21 protein-coding genes are annotated in these 20,197 nt (G+C 62.3%); 12 read left to right on the forward strand and 9 right to left on the reverse strand.

Going from position 1 to position 20,197, the window contains the following annotated elements; genetic code table 11:
* Positions 1–11 precede the first annotated feature (11 nt).
* Together VUN82_18590 and VUN82_18595 are read right to left on the reverse strand one after the other, a co-directional pair.
* Entirely contained in the window at positions 12–686 is a 675-nt protein-coding gene (locus VUN82_18590; GenBank protein XAS71074.1) for a response regulator transcription factor, read from the reverse strand.
* On the reverse strand, positions 683–2,248 hold the full coding sequence (locus tag VUN82_18595; protein ID XAS71075.1) for a PspC domain-containing protein: 1,566 nt from the start codon (positions 2,246–2,248) through the stop codon (positions 683–685). Before VUN82_18595 ends, VUN82_18590 begins: the two co-directional genes overlap by 4 nt.
* A 125-nt stretch (positions 2,249–2,373) precedes the next feature.
* Here VUN82_18595 and VUN82_18600 point away from each other — a divergent pair, with 125 nt between their 5' ends.
* From VUN82_18600 to VUN82_18620, 5 genes are all read left to right on the forward strand, one after another.
* Complete coding sequence (locus VUN82_18600; GenBank protein ID XAS71076.1) at positions 2,374–3,966, forward strand: PspC domain-containing protein; 1,593 nt, start codon at positions 2,374–2,376, stop codon at positions 3,964–3,966.
* Positions 3,967–4,192: 226 nt separating this feature from the next.
* A complete protein-coding gene (locus VUN82_18605; GenBank protein ID XAS74741.1) occupies positions 4,193–4,429 on the forward strand; it encodes a hypothetical protein in 237 nt (78 codons plus the stop codon).
* 73 nt (positions 4,430–4,502) lie between these two features.
* On the forward strand, positions 4,503–4,751 hold the full coding sequence (locus VUN82_18610; protein ID XAS71077.1) for a PspC domain-containing protein: 249 nt from the start codon (positions 4,503–4,505) through the stop codon (positions 4,749–4,751).
* A 207-nt stretch (positions 4,752–4,958) separates the two neighbouring features.
* Entirely contained in the window at positions 4,959–5,984 is a 1,026-nt protein-coding gene (locus VUN82_18615) for an ATP-dependent 6-phosphofructokinase (protein ID XAS71078.1), read from the forward strand.
* Positions 5,985–6,001: 17 nt separating this feature from the next.
* On the forward strand, positions 6,002–6,751 hold the full coding sequence (locus VUN82_18620; protein XAS71079.1) for a GNAT family N-acetyltransferase: 750 nt from the start codon (positions 6,002–6,004) through the stop codon (positions 6,749–6,751).
* A 104-nt stretch (positions 6,752–6,855) separates the two neighbouring features.
* Here VUN82_18620 and VUN82_18625 read toward each other — a convergent pair whose 3' ends face one another.
* The 7 genes from VUN82_18625 to VUN82_18655 all read right to left on the reverse strand — a co-directional run bounded on the left by VUN82_18625 (position 6,856) and on the right by VUN82_18655 (position 12,942).
* Positions 6,856–8,370: a DHA2 family efflux MFS transporter permease subunit gene (locus VUN82_18625; protein ID XAS71080.1), complete on the reverse strand. Its 1,515-nt coding sequence runs from the start codon at positions 8,368–8,370 to the stop codon at positions 6,856–6,858.
* Complete coding sequence (locus tag VUN82_18630; protein XAS71081.1) at positions 8,354–8,983, reverse strand: PadR family transcriptional regulator; 630 nt, start codon at positions 8,981–8,983, stop codon at positions 8,354–8,356. Before VUN82_18630 ends, VUN82_18625 begins: the two co-directional genes overlap by 17 nt.
* A 110-nt stretch (positions 8,984–9,093) precedes the next feature.
* Positions 9,094–9,522 carry an ankyrin repeat domain-containing protein gene (locus VUN82_18635; protein XAS71082.1) on the reverse strand — a complete coding sequence of 143 codons (429 nt, stop codon included), beginning with the start codon at positions 9,520–9,522 and terminating at the stop codon, positions 9,094–9,096.
* Positions 9,519–10,604 carry a folate-binding protein gene (locus tag VUN82_18640; protein ID XAS71083.1) on the reverse strand — a complete coding sequence of 362 codons (1,086 nt, stop codon included), beginning with the start codon at positions 10,602–10,604 and terminating at the stop codon, positions 9,519–9,521. Before VUN82_18640 ends, VUN82_18635 begins: the two co-directional genes overlap by 4 nt.
* A 57-nt stretch (positions 10,605–10,661) precedes the next feature.
* Positions 10,662–11,384, reverse strand: a complete 723-nt coding sequence (locus VUN82_18645) for a flavodoxin family protein (protein XAS71084.1) — start codon at positions 11,382–11,384, stop codon at positions 10,662–10,664.
* Between the two features lie 56 nt (positions 11,385–11,440).
* Positions 11,441–12,040 carry an FABP family protein gene (locus VUN82_18650; protein ID XAS71085.1) on the reverse strand — a complete coding sequence of 200 codons (600 nt, stop codon included), beginning with the start codon at positions 12,038–12,040 and terminating at the stop codon, positions 11,441–11,443.
* 167 nt (positions 12,041–12,207) lie between these two features.
* A complete protein-coding gene (locus tag VUN82_18655) occupies positions 12,208–12,942 on the reverse strand; it encodes a permease (GenBank protein ID XAS71086.1) in 735 nt (244 codons plus the stop codon).
* Between the two features lie 262 nt (positions 12,943–13,204).
* On the opposite strand from VUN82_18655, the gene VUN82_18660 reads away from it, so the two are divergent.
* The 7 genes from VUN82_18660 (at position 13,205) to VUN82_18690 (ending at position 20,189) form a co-directional block, all read left to right on the forward strand.
* On the forward strand, positions 13,205–13,903 hold the full coding sequence (locus VUN82_18660; GenBank protein XAS71087.1) for a response regulator transcription factor: 699 nt from the start codon (positions 13,205–13,207) through the stop codon (positions 13,901–13,903).
* Positions 13,904–14,155: 252 nt separating this feature from the next.
* Positions 14,156–15,136 carry a mycothiol synthase gene (gene mshD / locus VUN82_18665; protein ID XAS71088.1) on the forward strand — a complete coding sequence of 327 codons (981 nt, stop codon included), beginning with the start codon at positions 14,156–14,158 and terminating at the stop codon, positions 15,134–15,136.
* A gap of 105 nt (positions 15,137–15,241) precedes the next feature.
* The gene (locus VUN82_18670) at positions 15,242–17,491 is read left to right on the forward strand and encodes an RNA degradosome polyphosphate kinase (GenBank protein ID XAS71089.1); all 2,250 of its coding nucleotides are present in this window, start codon (positions 15,242–15,244) and stop codon (positions 17,489–17,491) included.
* Between the two features lie 9 nt (positions 17,492–17,500).
* Positions 17,501–18,469, forward strand: a complete 969-nt coding sequence (locus tag VUN82_18675) for an NUDIX hydrolase (protein XAS71090.1) — start codon at positions 17,501–17,503, stop codon at positions 18,467–18,469.
* Positions 18,470–18,557: 88 nt separating this feature from the next.
* Complete coding sequence (locus tag VUN82_18680; protein ID XAS71091.1) at positions 18,558–19,361, forward strand: thymidylate synthase; 804 nt, start codon at positions 18,558–18,560, stop codon at positions 19,359–19,361.
* Positions 19,358–19,957, forward strand: coding sequence for a dihydrofolate reductase (locus tag VUN82_18685; GenBank protein XAS71092.1), 600 nt, complete (start codon positions 19,358–19,360; stop codon positions 19,955–19,957). Before VUN82_18680 ends, VUN82_18685 begins: the two co-directional genes overlap by 4 nt.
* Positions 19,958–19,967: 10 nt before the next feature.
* Positions 19,968–20,189 carry an NF038396 family protein gene (locus tag VUN82_18690; protein ID XAS71093.1) on the forward strand — a complete coding sequence of 74 codons (222 nt, stop codon included), beginning with the start codon at positions 19,968–19,970 and terminating at the stop codon, positions 20,187–20,189.
* Positions 20,190–20,197 lie beyond the last annotated feature (8 nt).

Below are 20,197 nucleotides of genomic sequence, written 5' to 3' on the forward strand. Positions count from 1 at the left end.
GTGAGAGAAGGTCAGAGGAGGCGGCGCTCGGCGGCCCACTTGGTGAGTTCGTGTCGGCTGGAGAGCTGCAGTTTCCGGAGCACGGCGGACACATGCGTCTCCACGGTCTTGATGGAAATGAACAGCTCCTTGGCCACTTCCTTGTAGCTGTATCCGCGCGCGATGAGTCGCATCACTTCCAGCTCACGCGCCGAGAGGCGGTCCAATTCGTCGTCCGCGATGTCCGCCGGTGCTGTACCAAAGGCGTCCAGCACGAAACCAGCAAGCCGGGGTGAGAAGACGGCGTCGCCATCGGCCACGCGGATCACGGCATCGGAAATCCCGGCACCAGAGATCGTCTTGGTGACGTAGCCTCGGGCGCCAGCCCGGATCACTGCCACCACGTCCTCGGCTGCGTCTGAAACACTCAGTGCCAGAAAGCTGGTGGTGCCCAGGAGCGCAGCGGACCCCGCAATGACCTCGCGCCCTCCGCCGCCAAGGCCGCCAGGAAGGTGGACGTCCAGGAGGACAACCTCAGGCCGGGTTTCCGCAATGACAGCGATGGCCTCCTCGACTGTGCCCGCCTCGCCCACGACGTCCATGCGGTGATCGAGATCCGCCTTCAGCCCGGAACGGAAGATCGTGTGGTCATCAACGATCACCACACGCACACTGCGCGGCTCACCGCTTTGGGAAGTGTTGCTCATTGCCGTGGTTCTCCATTCCGTACTTCACGGTTCCGTATGTCAGTTCTGCGCACATCCCCAGTCCGCTCCCCGGTGCGCGTATCTCCAGTGCGCGTATCGCCGCCATCGGCGTTGAGCGAAGGGAGGGCCAGCCGCACTTCGGTTCCGTCCCTGCTGCTGTTGATGGTTGCCGTGCCTCCGTGACGCTTCATGCGGCCGATAATTGATTCCTTGACGCCCAGCCTGTCGTCGGGGACCGCTTCAAGGTCAAATCCCGGACCGCGGTCCTTGATGAAGACCTCGGTGCTGCCTGCCGTGCTCTCCATGTAGACGGATACTGTTCCGCCAGCGTGCCGGGCCGCATTGAGCATGGCTTCCCTGGCTGCCTGGACCAGTGCCTCGTGCCTGTCCGTCATGTCGGCGTCGCCCACGGTTACCACCTCCACGGCCTGGCCGTGGGCATCCTCGACTTCGGCGGCCACGGCTTTGATCCGCTCGGCCAGCAGCCCGGCATCCTTGGCGGCATCAGTGAAGAGCCAGGACCGAAGTTCACGTTCCTGCGCCCTCGCCAGCCGAACAACGTCTTGCTCTGAGCCTGCCCTACGCTGGATCAGCGCAAGGGTTTGCAACACTGAATCGTGCAGGTGGGCTGCGATCTCCGCGCGCTCGGTTTCCCGTACACGCCCCGCCCGTTCAGTCTCGAGGTCCTTCCAGAACTTCAGTCCCCACGGCAGCAGGACCAAGGCAACGCCGCCGAGGACAGCAACGGATGCCAGGAGCGCCAGCCAGGTCTGCTCCCAGGATCCCGATCCGGACACCATGACCAGGACCCCGGCCACCACCAGCGCAAGGCCAGCTGCCAGGCGGACCCAGCCACCAGCCTGGTCGGCCTTGGTCTTGTCCACCAAGCCGGCCCTGCGGGTCTCGTCGAGTTGCATCCATGCGATCGCCGCGCCGCCCAGGATCGCAGCTGCGGGAATCAGCGTTCCCAAGGGCACATCGACGCCGAACTGGCGTGCAATCAGGATCGCCGCCACGAGGAGCAGGCCGGCGCCGAGCAGGATCTCCTTGCCATACTGGATTCGCCGAAAGTTGAACCGGGAAACCGGTAACGCCCGGCCTCCGGATTGGGCCCAACCGCCGGACGGAGCTGCCGTGCTGCCAGTAGTTGTCGCATCGAACTGTGGGCGCCCAGGCAGTGCACCCACGCCTGTTGCAGTATCCCTTACCGGAAGGTTTCCACTCACCGTTGGAGTGCCGGCCACCGCTGGTGCGGGTCCGGCGTCGGGCGCTTTGGGCGCATGCTGCACCGCAGCGACGTCAGGCGGAAGGCTGACTGCAGGAGCAATAGGCGACGCCGGCCGGCGGGCATTGCGGCGCGCGCTCTCATCCGCGGTGGGAACCATGGTCCAGAGCCAGGCGTAGAAGGCCAGTCCCGCTCCACCGGCGAAGCAGGCAAGGACCATGCCCAGCCGAACGTACTTCACGGGCCAGCCCAAATGGTCGGCCAATCCGCTGCAGACGCCGGCGATCATGCGGTCGCTGCTGCGGACCAGCGGCGGGCGTTGTACAGCGGTTGTCATGTACCAATCCAAACACGGATCAGGGTTGCCCGGACCTGAATCCGGCGTTCTTCGGGGGTCCCTCAGGGATCATTCAGGGTATCCCCCAGTAGAGGGCAGGGTACCCGGGACGGCAGGATCGAAGTATGAACGCGAACAGCATGAACCCAGAGGGATCCGGAACGCCTGGCAATGCCGGCACACCCGATCCCGACGCCAACGCCGGCACTTCCGCCGGCGCATCGGCGGGTCCCTCCGCCGGCGCCCCCGGGGAACCGTCCACCCACTCCTATCCTTCATCCGGTACCGGTCCCGCTGCACCCCATACTGCACCACGGCAGAACTTCTTCGACTGGATCCGCAGCCAGGGTGTCCGCCGCGGGCCGGACCGCTGGATTGGTGGCGTCTCCAGCGGAGTTGCGCACCGCTTTGGCATCGACCCCCTGATTGTTCGGGGCATCTTCATCGTCCTGGCACTCTTCGCCGGCATTGGCGTCCTGCTTTACGGCCTGGCGTGGGCCTTGCTGCCCGAACCTGACGGCCGCATCCACGTTCAGGAAGCAGCCGCCGGGCGTTGGTCCGGCGGCATGACGGGTGCCTTGATCACCACGATCATCGGCCTGCCCGGCCTGGGCCGCGGATTCTGGGGCTGGGGCTGGAACGGCCTTCCGGGCGTGCTGTGGACGCTCTTCTGGGTGGGCGGCGTCATCTACCTCATCTACTACCTGGTACAACGCAACAAAGGATCGAAGGCAGCCCGGCCCATGAACCAGCAGAACTTCGCGGCCACGTCTTACGGAACGGGCACTTCCTACGCAACGGGCACCGCCTACGGAGCCCCCACGGCCTACGGAACCCCAACAGCCACCGGGACAAGCCCTGTTGCCGGGACCAGCACTCCTACCGGGACCAACAGCGGCGTGCCGGTGTACGGTCAAGGCCAGCCAGGCACAAAGCCGCAGGATCGTGCGGCTGGCCCCTACGAGCCATCAGGTCCGCGGCCTCCCTACGGCCCCACTCCTCCCTACGGACCCACTCCTCCGCAGGGCGGCCAGCCTTTTAGCGGCCAGCCCCACAACGGTGAACCCAAGCCGCCGCGCGCCAGGCGCAAGGGTCCCGGGGCAGCCATCGTAGCGGTTACTGCGGGTGTGGCACTGCTGGTTGGCGGCACCTTGAAAGCGCTGGACGCCGGCAACATCATCGAGCTCGGCAACGCAGCCAACGCCGTCGTGTGGGCAACGGGCGCAGCCGTACTGGGTTTGGGCATCCTCTTTGCAGGCTTGCGGGGACGGACCTCCGGTTTCCTCGGTTTCCTGGCAGTAGTGGCCCTGATCATCGGTGGAATCTTCAATGTTGTCCCACGGAATGGTGATCGCTTCACCTTCCATGACGTGGACTGGGCACCGCTAAGTATCGAGCAGGCCCGGCAGGGTGTCGACGTCACCGGCGGCAAAGGAACAGTGAACTTGGACGACCTGGACCTGACACCTCCGCTCACCACCGAAATCGTGGTCCCCGTGGACGCCACCTTCAGCAACGTCACCGTCATCATCCCGAAAGACGTACCCGTTGAGGTCAGGGCGGATATGACCTTCGGCAACCTGAACGAACACGGCTCGGACCGCGGCGGCCGCCTCCAGGACGAGCGAACGGTCTACAACGCCGAAAAGCCCGGGGCCAACCTTGTGGTGGAAATCGATGGCACATTCAGCAACGTGACCATCCAGGAAGGAAACTGACATGAGCACGAACGAGCCAAGCAAGGCACGCGAAGCAGGGGAAAACAGCAGTGATGCCAAGAACCCGGTGGACACCACTCCGCTCGCCAAGGAACAGGACAACAGTCCAACGGAACCCCTGACAAGGGAGCCGCTGACCAAGGAGCCGGCACCCGCACCGCAGCTCCAGCCAGTACCACGACTCCAGCCAATACCGCTCACGCCATCGCTTGAGCCCGCCTATCGGGTGGAACGGACCATCGACGACGACCAACCGCAGCAGGCGCGGATCGGCACCGTGGTGTGGGGGTTGATTGTGATTGCCCTGGCGGCTTTGTTGGTCATCTCCACCCTTGGTTGGGTGGTGCTGGATGGCACGTATGTGCTGATCGGCCTCATGATCGGTGCGGGCGCAGCCTTGGTCATCGGAGGACTCCTTGCCGCCCGCAGGAGTGCGGGTAAATCAAAGACCCCGGCCGAGTAGCTGCCTGTACCAATTACACCAACGAGGCAGGTACTTACGTGACAAAGCAACCACAACAAGGAAGTCTGTAGCCATGGACAAGTTCTTCAGCATCGTCAGGGGCTTCGGCCTGAAGCGTGGACCCCAGCGCTGGTTGGGTGGCGTCTGTGGTGGCATTGCCGCGAAGCTCAGGGTGGATGTGGCATATGTCCGGGTGGCTTTCCTGCTCTTCTGCCTCTTGCCAGGACCAGCGGCGGTGTTCTATATCCTCGCCTGGCTCATACTGCCGGACCAGAAGAACAGGATCGCGCTGGAGTCGTTCATCAGCCAGCGCTCCCGTTAGGCGCGCAACGATCGGCAACTTCGACGTCAGCGACACAAAGCGCCCCGCCGCAGCGGGGCGCTTTCGTTGTTTTCAGAGAGATTTCCAATACCGCACGGCCGGGGTCAAAAGTAACCATTTGTGTCCCACCCCACATCGACGTCTACAATCGTTGGGAGCTCAGCGTGGCGCTCCAGACGTATTCCTCCAAGCCATGAGTGAGCAAACATGAAAATTGGCATTCTTACCAGCGGTGGCGACTGCCCCGGACTCAACGCAGTAATCCGTGGAGCGGTCCTGAAGGGGATCGCAATCCACGGCCAGGAGTTCGTGGGTTTCAAGGACGGCTGGCGCGGCGTTGTGGAAGGTGATGTCATCGACATCCCCCGCACCTTGGTCCGCGGTATCGCCAAGCAGGGCGGCACCATCCTGGGCACCTCACGTACCAACCCGTTTGAAAATGGTGGTGGCCCGGACGTCATCAAGGCCCACATGGAACGCCTGGGCATTGACGCCATCATCGCAATTGGCGGCGAAGGTACTCTGGCGGCAGCAAAACGGCTCACCGATGCCGGACTGAAAATTGTTGGTGTTCCCAAGACCGTGGACAACGACCTCGACGCAACGGACTACACCTTCGGTTTCGATACAGCGGTTGAAATCGCCACCGAAGCAATCGACCGCCTCCGCACCACCGGCGAGTCCCACCACCGCTGCATGATCGCCGAGGTCATGGGCCGACACGTAGGCTGGATCGCCCTGCACGCCGGAATGGCAGCTGGTGCACACGCCATCCTTATCCCGGAACAGACGGTCAGCATCGAGCAGATCACCGAATGGGTCCAGGAAGCCCACGACCGTGGCCGCGCGCCGCTGGTGGTGGTAGCAGAGGGCTTCGTTCCGGACCACATGGAATCTCCCCACTCCGAACGCGGACTGGACACTTTTGGCCGTCCCCGCCTGGGTGGAATCGCCGACCAGCTCGCGCCGGAAATCGAAGCACGCACAGGCATAGAGACCCGCGCCACCATTCTTGGCCATATCCAGCGTGGCGGCGTACCAACTGCCTATGACCGCGTCCTTGCAACCCGCCTGGGCATGGCAGCCATCGATTCAGTGGTGGAGGGCCGTTGGGGCACCATGGTGGCCCTGAAGGGCACGGACATCTCCCACGTTGGTTTCGAAGAAGCACTGGGTAAGCTCAAGACTGTTCCCCAGCACCGCTACGACGAAGCGAGTGTGCTCTTCGGCTAGTCGGCTAGGCTGAATCCATGACTCTTGAGCCCACGTCCGCTGCCATTATCCAGCTGGCGTGGGCTCGCCATTTGGGGTTCGACGACGACGCTTTCGCCGCCGCTGCGGCCCGGGCCACCACTTCTGCGGTGGACCCGAGCGACCCCTCAAACCGCATCACCCGCCTCGATGAATCGGCGCGGGCGGTTGTTTTCCTGCGCCTTTTTGGTGCCTCGGCGTTGGTGGGACCACAATGGGTCCTCGACGCAGCCGCTGGAATTCCAGACACCGAACTTGCCCAGCATGTGACGCTGTTGACCCTCACGCGGTCGCACGGTGGACATGGCCTCGGGTCCTCAGCCTTGTTCTTTGCCGACGACCTCCCGCTCAATCAACCCTCCGAAGACCTCACGGTCTCGCGAGGCAATCCAGAAGCGGTAGCGCTGGAAGGTCTGTGCCCCCCGGATGACGTCAACGAAGTGGGCCTGCAAGCCCTGGAGCACCGCTTCACCATCATGCACCACGAAGAAGAGCAGCCCACTCCCGTGGCCTGTGGGGCCTACTCCGAGTGGGAGGGGATCCTGGCCAACATGGGCGTTCTGGTAGCACCGCCCTGGCGCCGGCGGGGCCTGGGAACGCTGGCTGCATCGATTGCTGCCCACGAGGCCCTGGCCGCGGGGCTGACGCTCCAGTGGAAGGCCGATGTCAGCAACAGCAGCGCGCTCGCGATGGCCCGTAGCTTGGGATTCGCCACTGGCGGACTCCATGCGAGCGTGCTGCTCGGCTAACAAGGAATCGAACGGGCCCAGCTTTGGTCTTGGCAAGCGCTGGTCCTGCCCCTGTCCGGGTCAGGACCAGCCCAAGAATGGGCTGGTCCCCGCCGTTTGCCGCGCTACTTCCGGACAGTTTCCTGCGGAGCCTCTTTTGCAGCAGCACCGCCCCATCCTTCAACGGACTTTGGCTTCGCGAAGAACATGGCCACCACTGCTCCGAGGAGAATCGCACAGGCGGGCAGCACGATCGACTGGCTCATCGCCGTCGAGAATCCTGCATGCAGCGCCTCTGGCAGGGCACCGTTCATGGAAGCTTCGTTGGCCGGGGCTCCTGCCGGCGCCGCGGGCAACTCGGCCGCAAGCCGGGCCTGGATCAGGGCGGCAATGGCCGCGGATCCAAGGACTGCCCCGATCTGTCGGGTGGTGTTGAACACGCCCGAACCGGCGCCGGCTTGGCGTGGCTCGAGGTTGCGCGTTGTCGCATTGGATACCGGCCCCCAAATGAAGCCATTGGCAACACCCTGGAGGGCACTGGGAAGCAGGAACATCCAAATGGGAGTATCCGGCCGCAGAAGTGAAGCTGTCCAGAAGAGCGCTCCTGCGAGGCAAACGAGGCCGAAGGATGCGAACCAGCGCGGGTTGGCTCGATCGATCAGCTTACCCACGACCGGCGCCAGGCCGCCGGAGATCACCGCCATGGGAATCATGAGCAACGCTGACTGGGTTGGGGTCAGGCCCCGCACAACCTGATAGTAGAAGATGGTGGGCAGCGGGAACGCCGTCACTGTGAAGCCGACAACCATGATGGTGGTGTTGCCCAGGGAGAAATTTCGGTCCTTGAACAAAGCCAAAGGCAGCAGTGGTTCCCCGCCTCGCCTGCCCAGTAGCCACTGCCAGAGGACAAAGAGCACCAGGACGACGAGCCCTGCGATGATCAAGCCCCAGACCGTGACGGCACCGGTGACCGTTCCCCACTTATAGGTTTGGCCTTCCTGGATGCCGAACACCAAAAGAAACATACCGACGGCGGAGAGCACCACGCCCGCGACGTCGAATGAATGGCTGTGCGTAGTCAGCTTCGGGACGAAACGCGTGACCATGACGAAAGCGACAATTCCTATAGGGACGTTGACGAAGAAGATCCACTCCCACCCCAGTCCGTCCACCAGGACACCGCCCAGAATAGGGCCTACGAGAACAGCCATGCCGGCTGTCGCTCCCCAGAGTCCCATGGCGGCGCCCCGACGGTCCGGAGGAAAAATACGTGTGATGACTGCCATGGTCTGGGGCGTCATCATGGCCGCGCCGAGTCCTTGGACTGCGCGAGCGGCGATCAGCATGGTGACGTCGCTGGAGAGGCCGCACCACAGCGAAGCCAAGGTGAAGACCACCAGGCCGATCAAGTACAGGTTCTTCGGCCCGAAACGGTCACCCAACCTGCCGGTGATGAGAAGGGGCACTGCATACGCCAGGAGGTACGCGCTGGTAACCCAGATGACGGCATTGATATCGGTGTTGAGGCCCTGCATGATCCGCGGATTCGCGACCGACACAATGGTGGTGTCGATAAGGATCATGAAGAAGCCTATGACGAGTGACCATAGCGCGGGCCACGGCTTAGCTACGTTTTCCAAGGGATTCCTTCGGCTGGTGTGAAAGTTCGGATGGAGTTGGCTCCGGTTCGTCCCAGGGCAGGATTCCGCTGCCCAACTCCTCGAGGAGGCCGCGGATCCACGCGATCTCCGTGCGACGTAATGCTTGTTGGTAGGTGATGTCGAGCCAGTACTTGCGGTCAAGGCCCTTCGCCCTGACCACTGTTTCCGCGCTGACGAGGAAGTCGAGGTCGGCGCCGAGTGCTCCGAGCCGCTGTTCAAGGAGGCCTGCCACCACCTCCTTGGGGAGGTGGTGCGCTTCAGCAATGGCGTGCGGAAACACCGGGTAGTCATTGACGGGCGTGGAGAGCATGGCTTTAACTCCCGCGTCCAAGGCATCATGACCGGCCAGGGTGATGCGGTAGGTGGTGCGTTCAGGACGGTTGCCTTCGCGCTCGGTTCCGGTAGCCTCAACCAGTCCGTTTTCCTCTAAACGGCCCACTGCGTGGTAGAGCGTGCCCGGCCGGACCTTGACGAGCCGATCCTCATGGCGGGCCATCAGTACTTGAAACATCTCGTAAGGATGCATGGGCTTTTCAGCCAGGAGCGCCAAGGATGCAACGCCAAGAGGCGTTAAGTCAGCAGCTTTCGGCACGGCAGGAACCTTTCTCACATATATTCCACTACAACTATTCCACGTGGAATATATAGACGCAAGAAAGCCCGGCTGCCGTAGCAACCGGGCTTCTCCGAACCATTCACGCCTTAGCCGAGAAGGGCCAATATTTCGGTCCGGGCAAACATACTGGCCGCTTCGCGCGCGGTGGGAGTTCCGGCGTCGGGGTCTGCTCCTGCGTCCAGCAGCGCCCGGGCGACGCCCGTGTATCCCTTGAATACCGCCCCTGCAAGCGGGGTCTGGCCACGGTCATTGGGGGTATTTACGTCAGCGCCGTGGTGCAGAATCAACTGCACGGTTTCCTCGTGCCCATGGTAGGCAGCAAGCATCAGCAGCGAATCTCCGGAAGCATTGGTGAGCGTGGCTGGGGCACCGGCGTTCAGGTAGCTCCGCAGCATCTCGGTGTTGCCTTCGCGGGCGGCATCGAAGAGCGTGTGGGCCAAGGCAACCGCTTCGTCGTCGGCGCCCGTGTCGGTGTCGGCGGAGTCGGGTCCGGTGCTGTGACTCGGTTGGCTCATCGGTGGGGTCCCTTCAGGAATCCGGTTTGGCGCCCAACGACCTGGCCGGCGTCGGGGGCGACGATCACTTCCTGGGCCGCGATATAAGGCTCCTCGCCGTCCATGACTGTCAAGGTTTCATCCGCCGGAACGGAGCGCTTGATGACTGCCAAAGCCACAGGGCCCATCTCGAAGTGCTGCGCCACAGATGTCAGAGTACCCACCTTGCGCTCCCCCGCAAATACAACACTGCCAACGGCGGGAAGCGTGTGCTGCGAGCCATCCAACTGCAGGAAGACGAGGCGCCGCGGCGGATGGCCGAGATTGTGAACACGTGCGATGGTCTCCTGGCCCTTGTAGCAGCCCTTGCTCAGGTGGACGGAAGTGCGAATAAGGTCCAGCTCATGGGGGATGGTCCTGTCGTCGGTCTCCGCACCGAGACGCGGCCGCCACGCGGCAATCCGCAGGGCGTCGGCCGCCATGGCACCAGCCAGGGGCAAGCCATCGACCACGGATTCCAAGTCTGCCGCCGGGACGAGATATTCGAACCATGGGCGTTCGAGCCCAGGGTGCGACTCCTCCGGGACAGTGCTGTAGGAATAGCCGCCAGGGCCTACATGCGGCCACGGATCTTCCCAAACCAAGTAACGGCCCAGCTTCTCCACGGGCTTCGTGGAAGCAAGGACAGCCCACTCCCCCGAGACATCCGTAATCTCCACGCGAAGCATGAACTTCATCTTGTTCAACCACTCGGACAACGGTTCGGCTTCTGCGGCCTCGACGATCAGCCAGGTGGTTTCACCGTCGTCAATAACCCGAGCATCGAACTCAATGCGACCCTGGACACTAAGCAGCAACAGTTCACTGCCAACCCGCGGCTGGAGATTGGTCACCTGCTGGGAGGAAAGCGTGTTGAGCCAGCTGAGGCGGTCCGGTCCGGATACCGTCACCACGCCGCGGTGCGAAAGATCCACGACGGCGGTACCGGTTGCCAGGGCGCGTTGCTCCCGCAGCGGCTCGCCGTAATGGGCCGCGACGCCGGCATCTAGGCCGGTGTCTTCGACAGCGCCAGGGCGCGACAACAGGGGGCTCTTGTAAGTCATATGTAGTAGAAGTCCTTGCGGCTCAGTGGTATTCCGGAACTTGGAGGTATTCCGGAATCAACGGTATTCCGGGTTCTCGAAATCGAATCGTGTGCCGGCTTTCCATTCCTGCGGAAGGTTGCCATAGGCAGGGATTCCGCCTGCATCCCTGAGGAGGCGGGCCATGTGCATCAGGTTCCAGGACATGAACGTGGTGTTCCTGTTAGTAAAATCACTCTCCGGACCACCAGACCCTTCGTCAAGGTAACTGGGCCCTGGGCCTACAGGGCCGATCCAGCCGGCGTCGGCCTGCGGCGGGATAGTGAAACCTACGTGTTGGAGGCTGTACAGCACGTTCATGGAACAGTGCTTGATGCCATCTTCATTGCCGGTGATGAGGCACCCACCCACTTTCGGGTAGAACGCCCACTGGCCCTTGTCAGTGAGTTCGCCCGAGTGTGCGTACAGACGCTCAATGAGCTTCTTGGTCTGGGAAGAGTTATCGCCCAGCCAGATGGGACCTGCCACCACCACGATGTCGGCCTCAGCGACCAACGGATAGATCTCAGGCCATTCATCGGTTTTCCAGCCGTGCTCCCGCATGTCCGGGTAGACGCCGGTGGCGATATCGTGGTCAACGGTACGGATGAGGCTGGTAGTGACGCCCTGCTTTTCCATGATGTCGCGGCTGATCCGAATCAAGCCATCGGTGTTGCTGGGCTGCGGCGAGGGTTTCAAGGTGCCGTTGAAGAACACGGCCTTGAGTCCCTCGTAGCCTCCCGGCTTGAGGTGGTTATTCACTATCTGCTCCTTTGCTCGTTGCGTGTGGAACGTTCAGTGACACCTCGTGCCGGGCGTCAGGAAACCCTGTGCAGGAATGCAGAAGCGTGTGCTTCCAGTGCCTTGCCGTTGGCGGCAACGTCCCAGCGCCACAGGAGATTGCCGTCCACCAGGCCAAAGATCCTTGTTGCGGCGGTGTACTCCTTGGAGTGGCTCCCGCGCATCACCATATCCGTGGTGAGCTGGATCTGCGGTCCCTTGATCTGGCCGTAGTAGAGCTCGGTGATTCCGCCGGGGTGGGCAATCGACACGGAGATATCGAAGCCGCCTTCTTTGTTCCGGCGTTCTTCGACCTCATCTGCGGTCTTGAGCACAGGCACAATATCCGCCGGGATAAGTCCGGGACCGCCGTCGCCTTCCTGGAGCTTGCGTTCCAAGGCCCAGAACCCGGTTTCAACGGTCAGCGGGCGCAGCTTTGTGCCGGCGTCGTCGCTGATCCAGGTCTCGGCCCTGTACTGCAGGTACGGCAAACCGTTATGGGTGAAGGAAACGTGCTGGACGAAATGTTCCGAATCCTCGTCACCACTGCCAAGCCGGCCCCGGCCTTCCCACTCACCAATGAGCCAGGAAAGCGGGACGAGTTCAGGCGTCAGGTCTGTTGGAATCTCAATAGGCACAACGACTACCTCTTTTGGACTGCAGGGTCAGAAGGCTTTACTTCTGGCCCTTGAAAAGGCGGTAAACAACGAAACCCGCAAACCATGCCATGGCAACGCTCGCCAGGCCAAGGAGAACGAGGAAGAAGATTTCAAATGCGAGTACAGACATGATGCAATCCTAACCGTTAGTAGATGAGTAGTTTGTCTATGAAGTAAGCCAAGGCGCCAACAGCCCACACCGGCGCGACACCCATTCCCACTGCCGCGGGAATATTGAGCCGCCCGCGCCTGAGAGTGGTCATACGCCGGAAGCACACAAGGACTGAGCCGACCACGATGCCCACCAGGGCAGCAGGCAGGACGGCGATATCGGAAAAAACAAGTCCGGCCAAAGGGCCCATAAGACCGGCCATGACGATGCCAAGAGGAGCCACGATCCGGTCCGGCCATCGAATGACACCTACCAGGAGTGCCACCGCCGCACTCAGCCCGGCAACGAGGACCATTTCCTTGACGCCGTTGAACCGGGCGCCCGCAATCCATCCTGCACCGAGGCAATTCAGCAGGACGCCGACACAACAGCCGAGCGTGGATTCCAGGCGCTGTGCCTGTCCCGTTCCCCGCACGAGCTGGATGATGAACACGGCCATGACCCCCAAGGCAATGAACGCGGGGGTACCATCCAGGAATCCGGGAGCGGGCATGTAAGCTGCCGTCACTGCGGACCCGGCACCGGCCAAGGCAATGACGGAGGCCAGGGTTTTCTTGGCGGGGACTGCAAGGAAATGCGGCCAACCAAGCCCCACAGCCGCGGACGCCACAATGCCAACGCCCACCATGGCTTCCCGGGAAACGAAGGTGCTGGCCACGATGGCTGCGAGCGCCACGAGTCCGAATACCCCGATGCTCCAAGACTTCACTGTGTGCCCGACCTCAATTCGATGCGCCTTACGACCTCCCGACAATCCTGCCTTATGGCGGGCGAATATGTCGTAATTCCGGTGGCAGCCCGTCACGAATCCCTGACTGGCGGGGCTCGGGTGGGTATACTCGGACTTCAACGGCGCACACTGTTTGCCTTCATCCCGTTACAACGGGCAAAGGTTTGCCAGCTGCCGTGACCGGCCGGTGAAACTCCGGTTTCGACGCCCGATGATGCGCGTACAGCCCATTGGAGGAACTATGTCGCACATCCTGCTCCTGACGAACAGCACCGGCTCTTCGGTGGACATTCTGCCTGCCCTTGAGCTGCTCAACCACCGCGTTCACATTCTCCCGGCAGAACCGACCGCGCTGCTCGAAACCGATCCCACGGACATCGTGTTCCTGGATGCCCGCAAGGACTTGGTGGGGGCACGCTCCCTGACGCAACTGCTGAAGGCCACTGGACTCAGTGCCCCGCTCATGCTGATTCTTACCGAGGGCGGCATGGCTGCCGTTTCCTCTGCATGGTCAGTGGATGACATCGTGCTGGACTCTGCAGGCCCTGCTGAGGTCGAGGCCAGAATCCGTCTGGCCATGGCCCGGGCTGTGCCAGGCGAAGAGGAAACCCAGACGGAGATCCGCGCTGCCGGCGTCGTTATTGACGAAGCGAGCTATACCGCCCGGGTCAGCGGCCAGCCCCTGAACCTGACGTTCAAGGAATTCGAGCTCCTCAAGTACCTCGCCCAGCACCCGGGACGCGTGTTTACCCGCCAGCAGCTGCTGACCGAAGTCTGGGGCTATGACTACTACGGTGGCACCCGAACTGTAGACGTGCACATCCGGCGTCTTCGCGCCAAGCTTGGTGTTGACCACGAGAATCTCATCAGCACGGTCCGCAACGTCGGTTACCGCCTGACGTTGGTCAGGCTCCCGGATGACGAACTCTCGGAAGCTTAAGCTCGCAGTCCACGGCAGAGGCGAGTCCACTGCAGAGACGAAAAAGAAGAGGCCAGGATTCACATGAATCCTGGCCTCTTCCAATTTCCGTGGAGGACATACGGGTCGAACGTATCGAGGCCACCCCACTGGTGGATCCCCCCTGTGTTGACTACGCGGATAAACCGCAAAGCCGAACGAGATAACGAGACTACAGGCGTTTCAGGGGGACTTCAAATTACAGGGCTTGCCCCGGACGTATAGCCTTGCATCATGAGTCACGCGCACCCCGAGAACTGGCCAGTACTGCTCGTCACCGGCGCCCTCGATCCCGAACTCCTGAAGGACTTCAGGACCCTCGCGGCGGCCGCCGAGGAATCGGACGGCAACCCTCCCCTGTCCGAACAGACACTGGTGATGCTGCGTGGCGCCGATGCCGGGGATCACTCTGTCTTGTCGCTTGCCCTTTACGCCCCGGATGAGGATTCAGATCCGGCCACTGGAGAAGATCTGGCGGGAATCGCCGTCGTCGTTGAAGCGCCCGGCCCGTCAGGAACAACGGGTGTCCTTGAACTGGCTGTCCACCCGAGCTACCGCAATCAGGGCGTGGCGGGCCGCCTGCTGGAGGCGCTGGAGGGCAAACGCGGTTTTGACGGGTTATGCGCTTGGTCCCATGGCAACCATGAGGGCGCGGCGGAGCTGGCCACGCGCTTCGGCTACGGTCCTGTGCGGGAACTGTGGAAAATGCGGCTGATGTCCTCCACGTCCGCACTGCCCGACGTCGGTCTTCCGAACGGAGTCTCACTGCGCACCTTCGTGCCGGGACAGGACGAGGAAGCCTGGCTGACGGCCAACCGCGCGGCATTCTCGCATCATCCCGAGCAGGGTTCGATGACACGGGCCGATCTTGAGGCCCGCAAGGCCGAAGATTGGTTTGATCCGGCAGGCTTCCTTCTGGCCGTCAATGATGAAGGCGAACTGCTGGGGTACCACTGGACCAAGGTTCACCCACGCCAGGGACCGCATCCCGCCATCGGCGAGGTTTACGTGGTGGGCGTCACGCCCGAAGCGCAGGGCCTGGGCTTGGGCAAGGCACTCACCGTGGCCGGAATCAGGTATCTGCAGGACAAGGACCTGCACGCCGTCATGCTCTATGTCGATGCCGACAACAAGGCCGCCGTGTCCCTATATCAGAAGCTTGGCTTCGTCCGCTGGGACACCGATGTGATGTATGGACCTTTAACCAAGAATTAACCTCAGCATCCCGCTGCAAGGAAAGCCCGGGACTTCTTGGATTCGGGCACTGGAATTGCTTGTAATGTGGGAGGAAACCCCAGTCCTGAGCTTAGGAGAACCCCCATGCAGCCGGACCCCGTCGGCACCGCCGGATCCACTTCGAAGGGCGCCACATTGCCCCCACGCTTCGGATCATCGGAAGTCCCGGCCTCACGAGCCACCCAGGACCGCATTGACATCCCGGAATTTGCGCCGAGCCTGGAACCCGAAGGCGACATCTCGCCTGACCGTTTCCTGGATCGTGAGCTCAGCTGGCTGGCATTCAACTCCCGCGTTTTGGAGCTCGCAGAGGATCCGGACCTCTTCCTCCTGGAACGCGTGAATTTCCTGTCGATCTTTGCCTCCAACCTCGACGAATTCTTCATGGTCCGCGTTGCCGGTTTGAAGCGGCGCATCGCCACCGGACTTGCTGTTCCCTCCCCCGCGGGCCTGAGCCCCATCGAGGTTCTGGAGCAGATCGGCGAGGAGGCACACAAGCTACAGGAACGCCACGCGCGTGTCTTCGCCGAGCAGATCCGTCCTGCCTTGGCCTACGAGCACATCCACATCATGCATTGGAATGAATTGGATGAAGATGCCCGTCACCGCATCAGCATCATGTTCCAAGAGAAGGTCTTCCCGATCCTGACGCCCCTCGCCGTGGATCCCGCGCACCCCTTCCCCTACATTTCCGGCCTCTCGCTGAACCTTGCGGTGATTGTCAGCAACCCCATCAGCGACAAAGAACTCTTCGCCCGTGTGAAGGTTCCGGACCAGCTGCCCCGCCTGATCTCCGTTGATGGACCACGCGCAGGTGCCATTCCTGGCCGCGTTGCCCGCTTCATCGCGTTGGAAGAAGTCATCGCAGTCCACCTGGACAAGCTCTTCCCCGGCATGGAAGTCCTTGAGCACCACACCTTCCGCGTCACCCGCAACGAGGACCTCGAGGTAGAAGAAGACGACGCCGAGAACCTCCTCCAGGCGTTGGAGAAGGAACTCCTGCGCCGCCGTTTCGGTCCTCCTGTGCGCCTCGAAGTCACCACGGACATCAACCCGAACATCAAGGCTCTGCTTATCCGGGAACTCGGCGTGGAAGAGTCCGAGGTTTACTCCGTACCCGCACCCCTGGACCTCCGTGGTCTCTCTGCGATCAGCGCCATTGACCGCCCCGATCTCCACTACCCCAAGCATGTTCCGCACACGTCCCGGTATCTCAACGAATCCGAAACGTCCAAGGCGGCCAACGTGTTTGCCGCCATGCGCCGCCGCGACATCCTGCTCCACCACCCGTACGACTCGTTCTCCACCTCGGTTCAGGCATTCCTGGAGCAAGCGGCGGCGGACCCCAAGGTCCAGGCCATCAAGCAGACCCTGTACAGGACGTCCGGTGACTCCCCGATCGTTGACGCCTTGATCGACGCCGCAGAGGCTGGCAAGCAGGTTCTGGCGCTGGTGGAGATCAAGGCTCGCTTTGATGAGCAGGCAAACATCTCCTGGGCCCGGAAGCTGGAACAGGCTGGCGTGCACGTTGTGTACGGCATTGTGGGCCTGAAGACCCACTGCAAGTTGTCCCTGGTGGTCCGGCAGGAAGTGGATGGCCTGCGCCGCTATTGCCACATCGGTACGGGCAACTACCACCCCCGGACGGCCCGCTACTACGAGGACCTCGGCTTGCTCACCGCCAACGAGCAAGTGGGCGAAGACCTGTCCAAGCTGTTCAACCAGCTCTCCGGATACGCGCCGAAGTCCACGTTCAAACGCCTGCTCGTGGCGCCGCGTTCCGTACGTGCCGGCCTGATCGAAAGGATCGAAGCGGAGATCCGCAACGCCCGCGCCGGCGTTCCTGCCCGTGTCCAGATCAAGGTCAATTCCATGGTGGACGAAGCCATCATCGACGCCCTCTACCGCGCCTCACAGGCCGGCGTGAGGGTGGACGTGGTGGTCCGTGGGATCTGCTCCCTCCGGCCCGGCGTACCTGGCCTGAGCGAAAACATCACGGTCCGCTCCATCCTCGGCCGATTCCTGGAACACTCCCGCGTCTTTGCTTTTGCCAACGGTGGGGATCCCGTGGTGTACATCGGATCCGCAGACATGATGCACCGCAACCTGGACCGACGTGTTGAGGCACTCGTCCAGTTGGCCAGCAAGGAAGACACCGCAACCGTGGTGGACCTCATGAACCGTTACGTGGACGACGCAACCGCGAGTTGGCACTTGGACAACCAAGGTCACTGGACCAGGCACCACCTTGACGAGGAAGGAAAGCCCCTGCTGGACATGCAGTCCTGGCTCCTTGCTTCCCGGTCACGCCAGCGTGCAGCGGCCCGGCGGTAAGGGAACGAGTTGAAAAGCGATACCCCCGTGGCGGATCAGACGGACCACCCCGGTGAACGGGTGGCCGTTGTTGCGGCCGGTGCCATTCCTTGGCGGATTCAAAAGGGCGCCCTTGAGGTGCTCCTGATCCACAGGCCCCGCTACGACGATTGGTCCTGGCCCAAAGGAAAGCTCGACGACGGCGAAACAGTTCCGCAGTGTGCCGTCCGTGAAGTGCATGAAGAGATCGGCCTTAACAGTTCGCTCGGCGTGCCGTTGCCACCCATTCACTACCACGTCAGTGCTGGCCTGAAAGTTGTGCACTACTGGGCCATGCGGGTCAACGGCGAACAGCTTCGACCCGACGGCAAGGAAGTAGACAGCGTCATGTGGTGCAGCCCGGACAGGGCTGCATCCTTCCTCAGCAACCCCACGGATGTGGAGCCCCTCGAGTACCTCGAGAAGGCCCACATCCGGGGCGAACTCGATACGTGGCCGCTCGTACTGATCCGCCATGCAAAGGCAAAGCCCAGGTCCTCATGGACCAAGGCTGAAGGGGAACGTCCGCTGGCCGCCACCGGGCAACGCCAGGCCGCGGCCGTCCAGCGCCTGTTGGAAGTGTGGAAGCCGCAACGGATAGTTACCAGCCCGTGGACCCGATGCGTAGCAACCATTGCCCCCTACGCAAAGGCAAGCGGAGCGAAGGTAAAGCTGGTTGAAGCCCTCACTGAGCACAACCACAACCGGTCACCCAGGAAAACTGCCGCCACGGTGGAGGCCCTGTTCGATAAGCAGGTGCCAATCGCTCTTTGCACGCATCGCCCGGCGTTGCCCACCGTGTTGAACCAATTAGGCCAGCACATGTCCGCGGCTTTGCGGGGCTTGCTGCCAACGTCCGATCCGTTCCTTTCTCCGGGCGAGGTCATCGTCTGCCACGTGGCCCGTGGCTCTGAGCGGAAGATTGTGTCCGTGGAACAGGTCAAGCCTTTTGACGACTAGCCACGAACAGACGTCGCGCCGGGATCGGTGACGAGACACTCATCGATCTACTGAGGGCCCGCATGGTCGAAACCAGTAAGCTGGACTCGTGAGCATCCCCACCCCGTATGAAGACCTCCTGCGCGACGTCATGGCCAACGGCACGCACAAGTCGGACCGCACCGGAACCGGAACGCGAAGCGTCTTCGGCCGCCAATTGCGCTTCGACCTCAGCGAAAGCTTCCCGCTCATCACCACCAAGCGGGTCCACTTCAAATCCGTGGCAGTGGAGCTCCTGTGGTTCCTTCGCGGCGATTCGAACGTGAAGTGGATGCAGGACCAAGGCGTTTCCATCTGGGACGAATGGGCGGATGCGGACGGCGAACTCGGCCCCGTGTACGGTGTGCAGTGGCGCAGCTGGCCCACGCCCGACGGTGGGCACATCGACCAAATCTCCGAGCTCATGGCCAATCTGGCTGCCAACCCGGATTCCCGGCGACACATCGTCTCCGCCTGGAACGTGGCCGAGCTCAAGGACATGGCGCTGCCGCCCTGCCACGCGTTCTTTCAGTTCTACGTAGCCGACGGCAAGTTGTCCTGCCAGCTGTACCAGCGCTCTGCGGACACCTTCCTCGGGGTCCCCTTCAACATCGCCTCCTACGCTTTGCTGACATGCATGGTCGCACAACAATTGGGTCTTCAGCCCGGGGAGTTCGTCTGGACGGGCGGCGACGTCCATATTTACGACAACCACGTGGAGCAGGTCACCGAGCAGCTCGCCCGTGAACCGTACGAGTATCCGCAGCTGAAAATCCTGCGCAAGCCGGACTCCATCTTCGACTACACGCTGGATGACTTTGAAGTTGTTGGCTATCGGCACCACCCCACCATCAAGGCGCCGATCGCGGTATGAGCACTCCTCCATCCGACGCTCCTTCCCAGCTTCCCGGCGTCATCTTCACCCAGGAAACCGCGGCCAAAATGACCGGCATCGGCATGATCTGGGCCCAGACCACATCCGGTGTGATTGGCAAGGACGGCTCCATGCCGTGGCACCTCCCCGAGGACCTCAAGCACTTCAGCCAGCTGACCACGGGACACCCCGTCATCATGGGCCGCAAGACCTGGGAATCGTTCCCGGACAAGTACCGGCCTCTGCCCGGGCGCACCAACATTGTGGTGACCCGCCACCCGGAGTGGGCTTCTACGCCTGAGGCCGAGGGCGCCGTCGTGGTTTCCTCGCTGGACGCAGCCTTGCTGGAATCCCAGTTCGCACCCGGTGGCCAGAAGGTTTGGATCATCGGCGGCGGCCAGATTTTTGAACAGTCGATGGGGATTGCCAACGTTGCCGTCGTCACCATCATCGACGCCGACCTCGACGGCGATACGTTCGCGCCTGAACTCGGCGACGACTGGACCTTTGATACTGCCGCGCCCGCCGAGGGCTGGCTGACGGCCAAGAACGGCACACAATACCGGTTCACCACGTGGCGCCGGACGGAAAGCTAGGAACGCCTGCATGCTGAAGAAACCCGAAACATTGTTCGTGCTGGGATACATGCTGCTGCCGCTTTTCGCGCTGATCTCAGCCATTGTTGGACTGACAATGATTCTTGGCGGCAACCGCATCCTAGGCATCATTGTCTTGATCGTGGTCACGCAGGTCTTCACGTTCGGTGCGTTCTTTGCCTTGCGCAAGCGCAAAGCCGTCCTGCTGCAGGAGCCCGACGCCGGGAGCTAGGCTCTGCG

Source organism: Micrococcaceae bacterium Sec5.1 (assembly GCA_039636795.1).
Classification (GTDB): Bacteria; Actinomycetota; Actinomycetes; order Actinomycetales; family Micrococcaceae; genus Arthrobacter.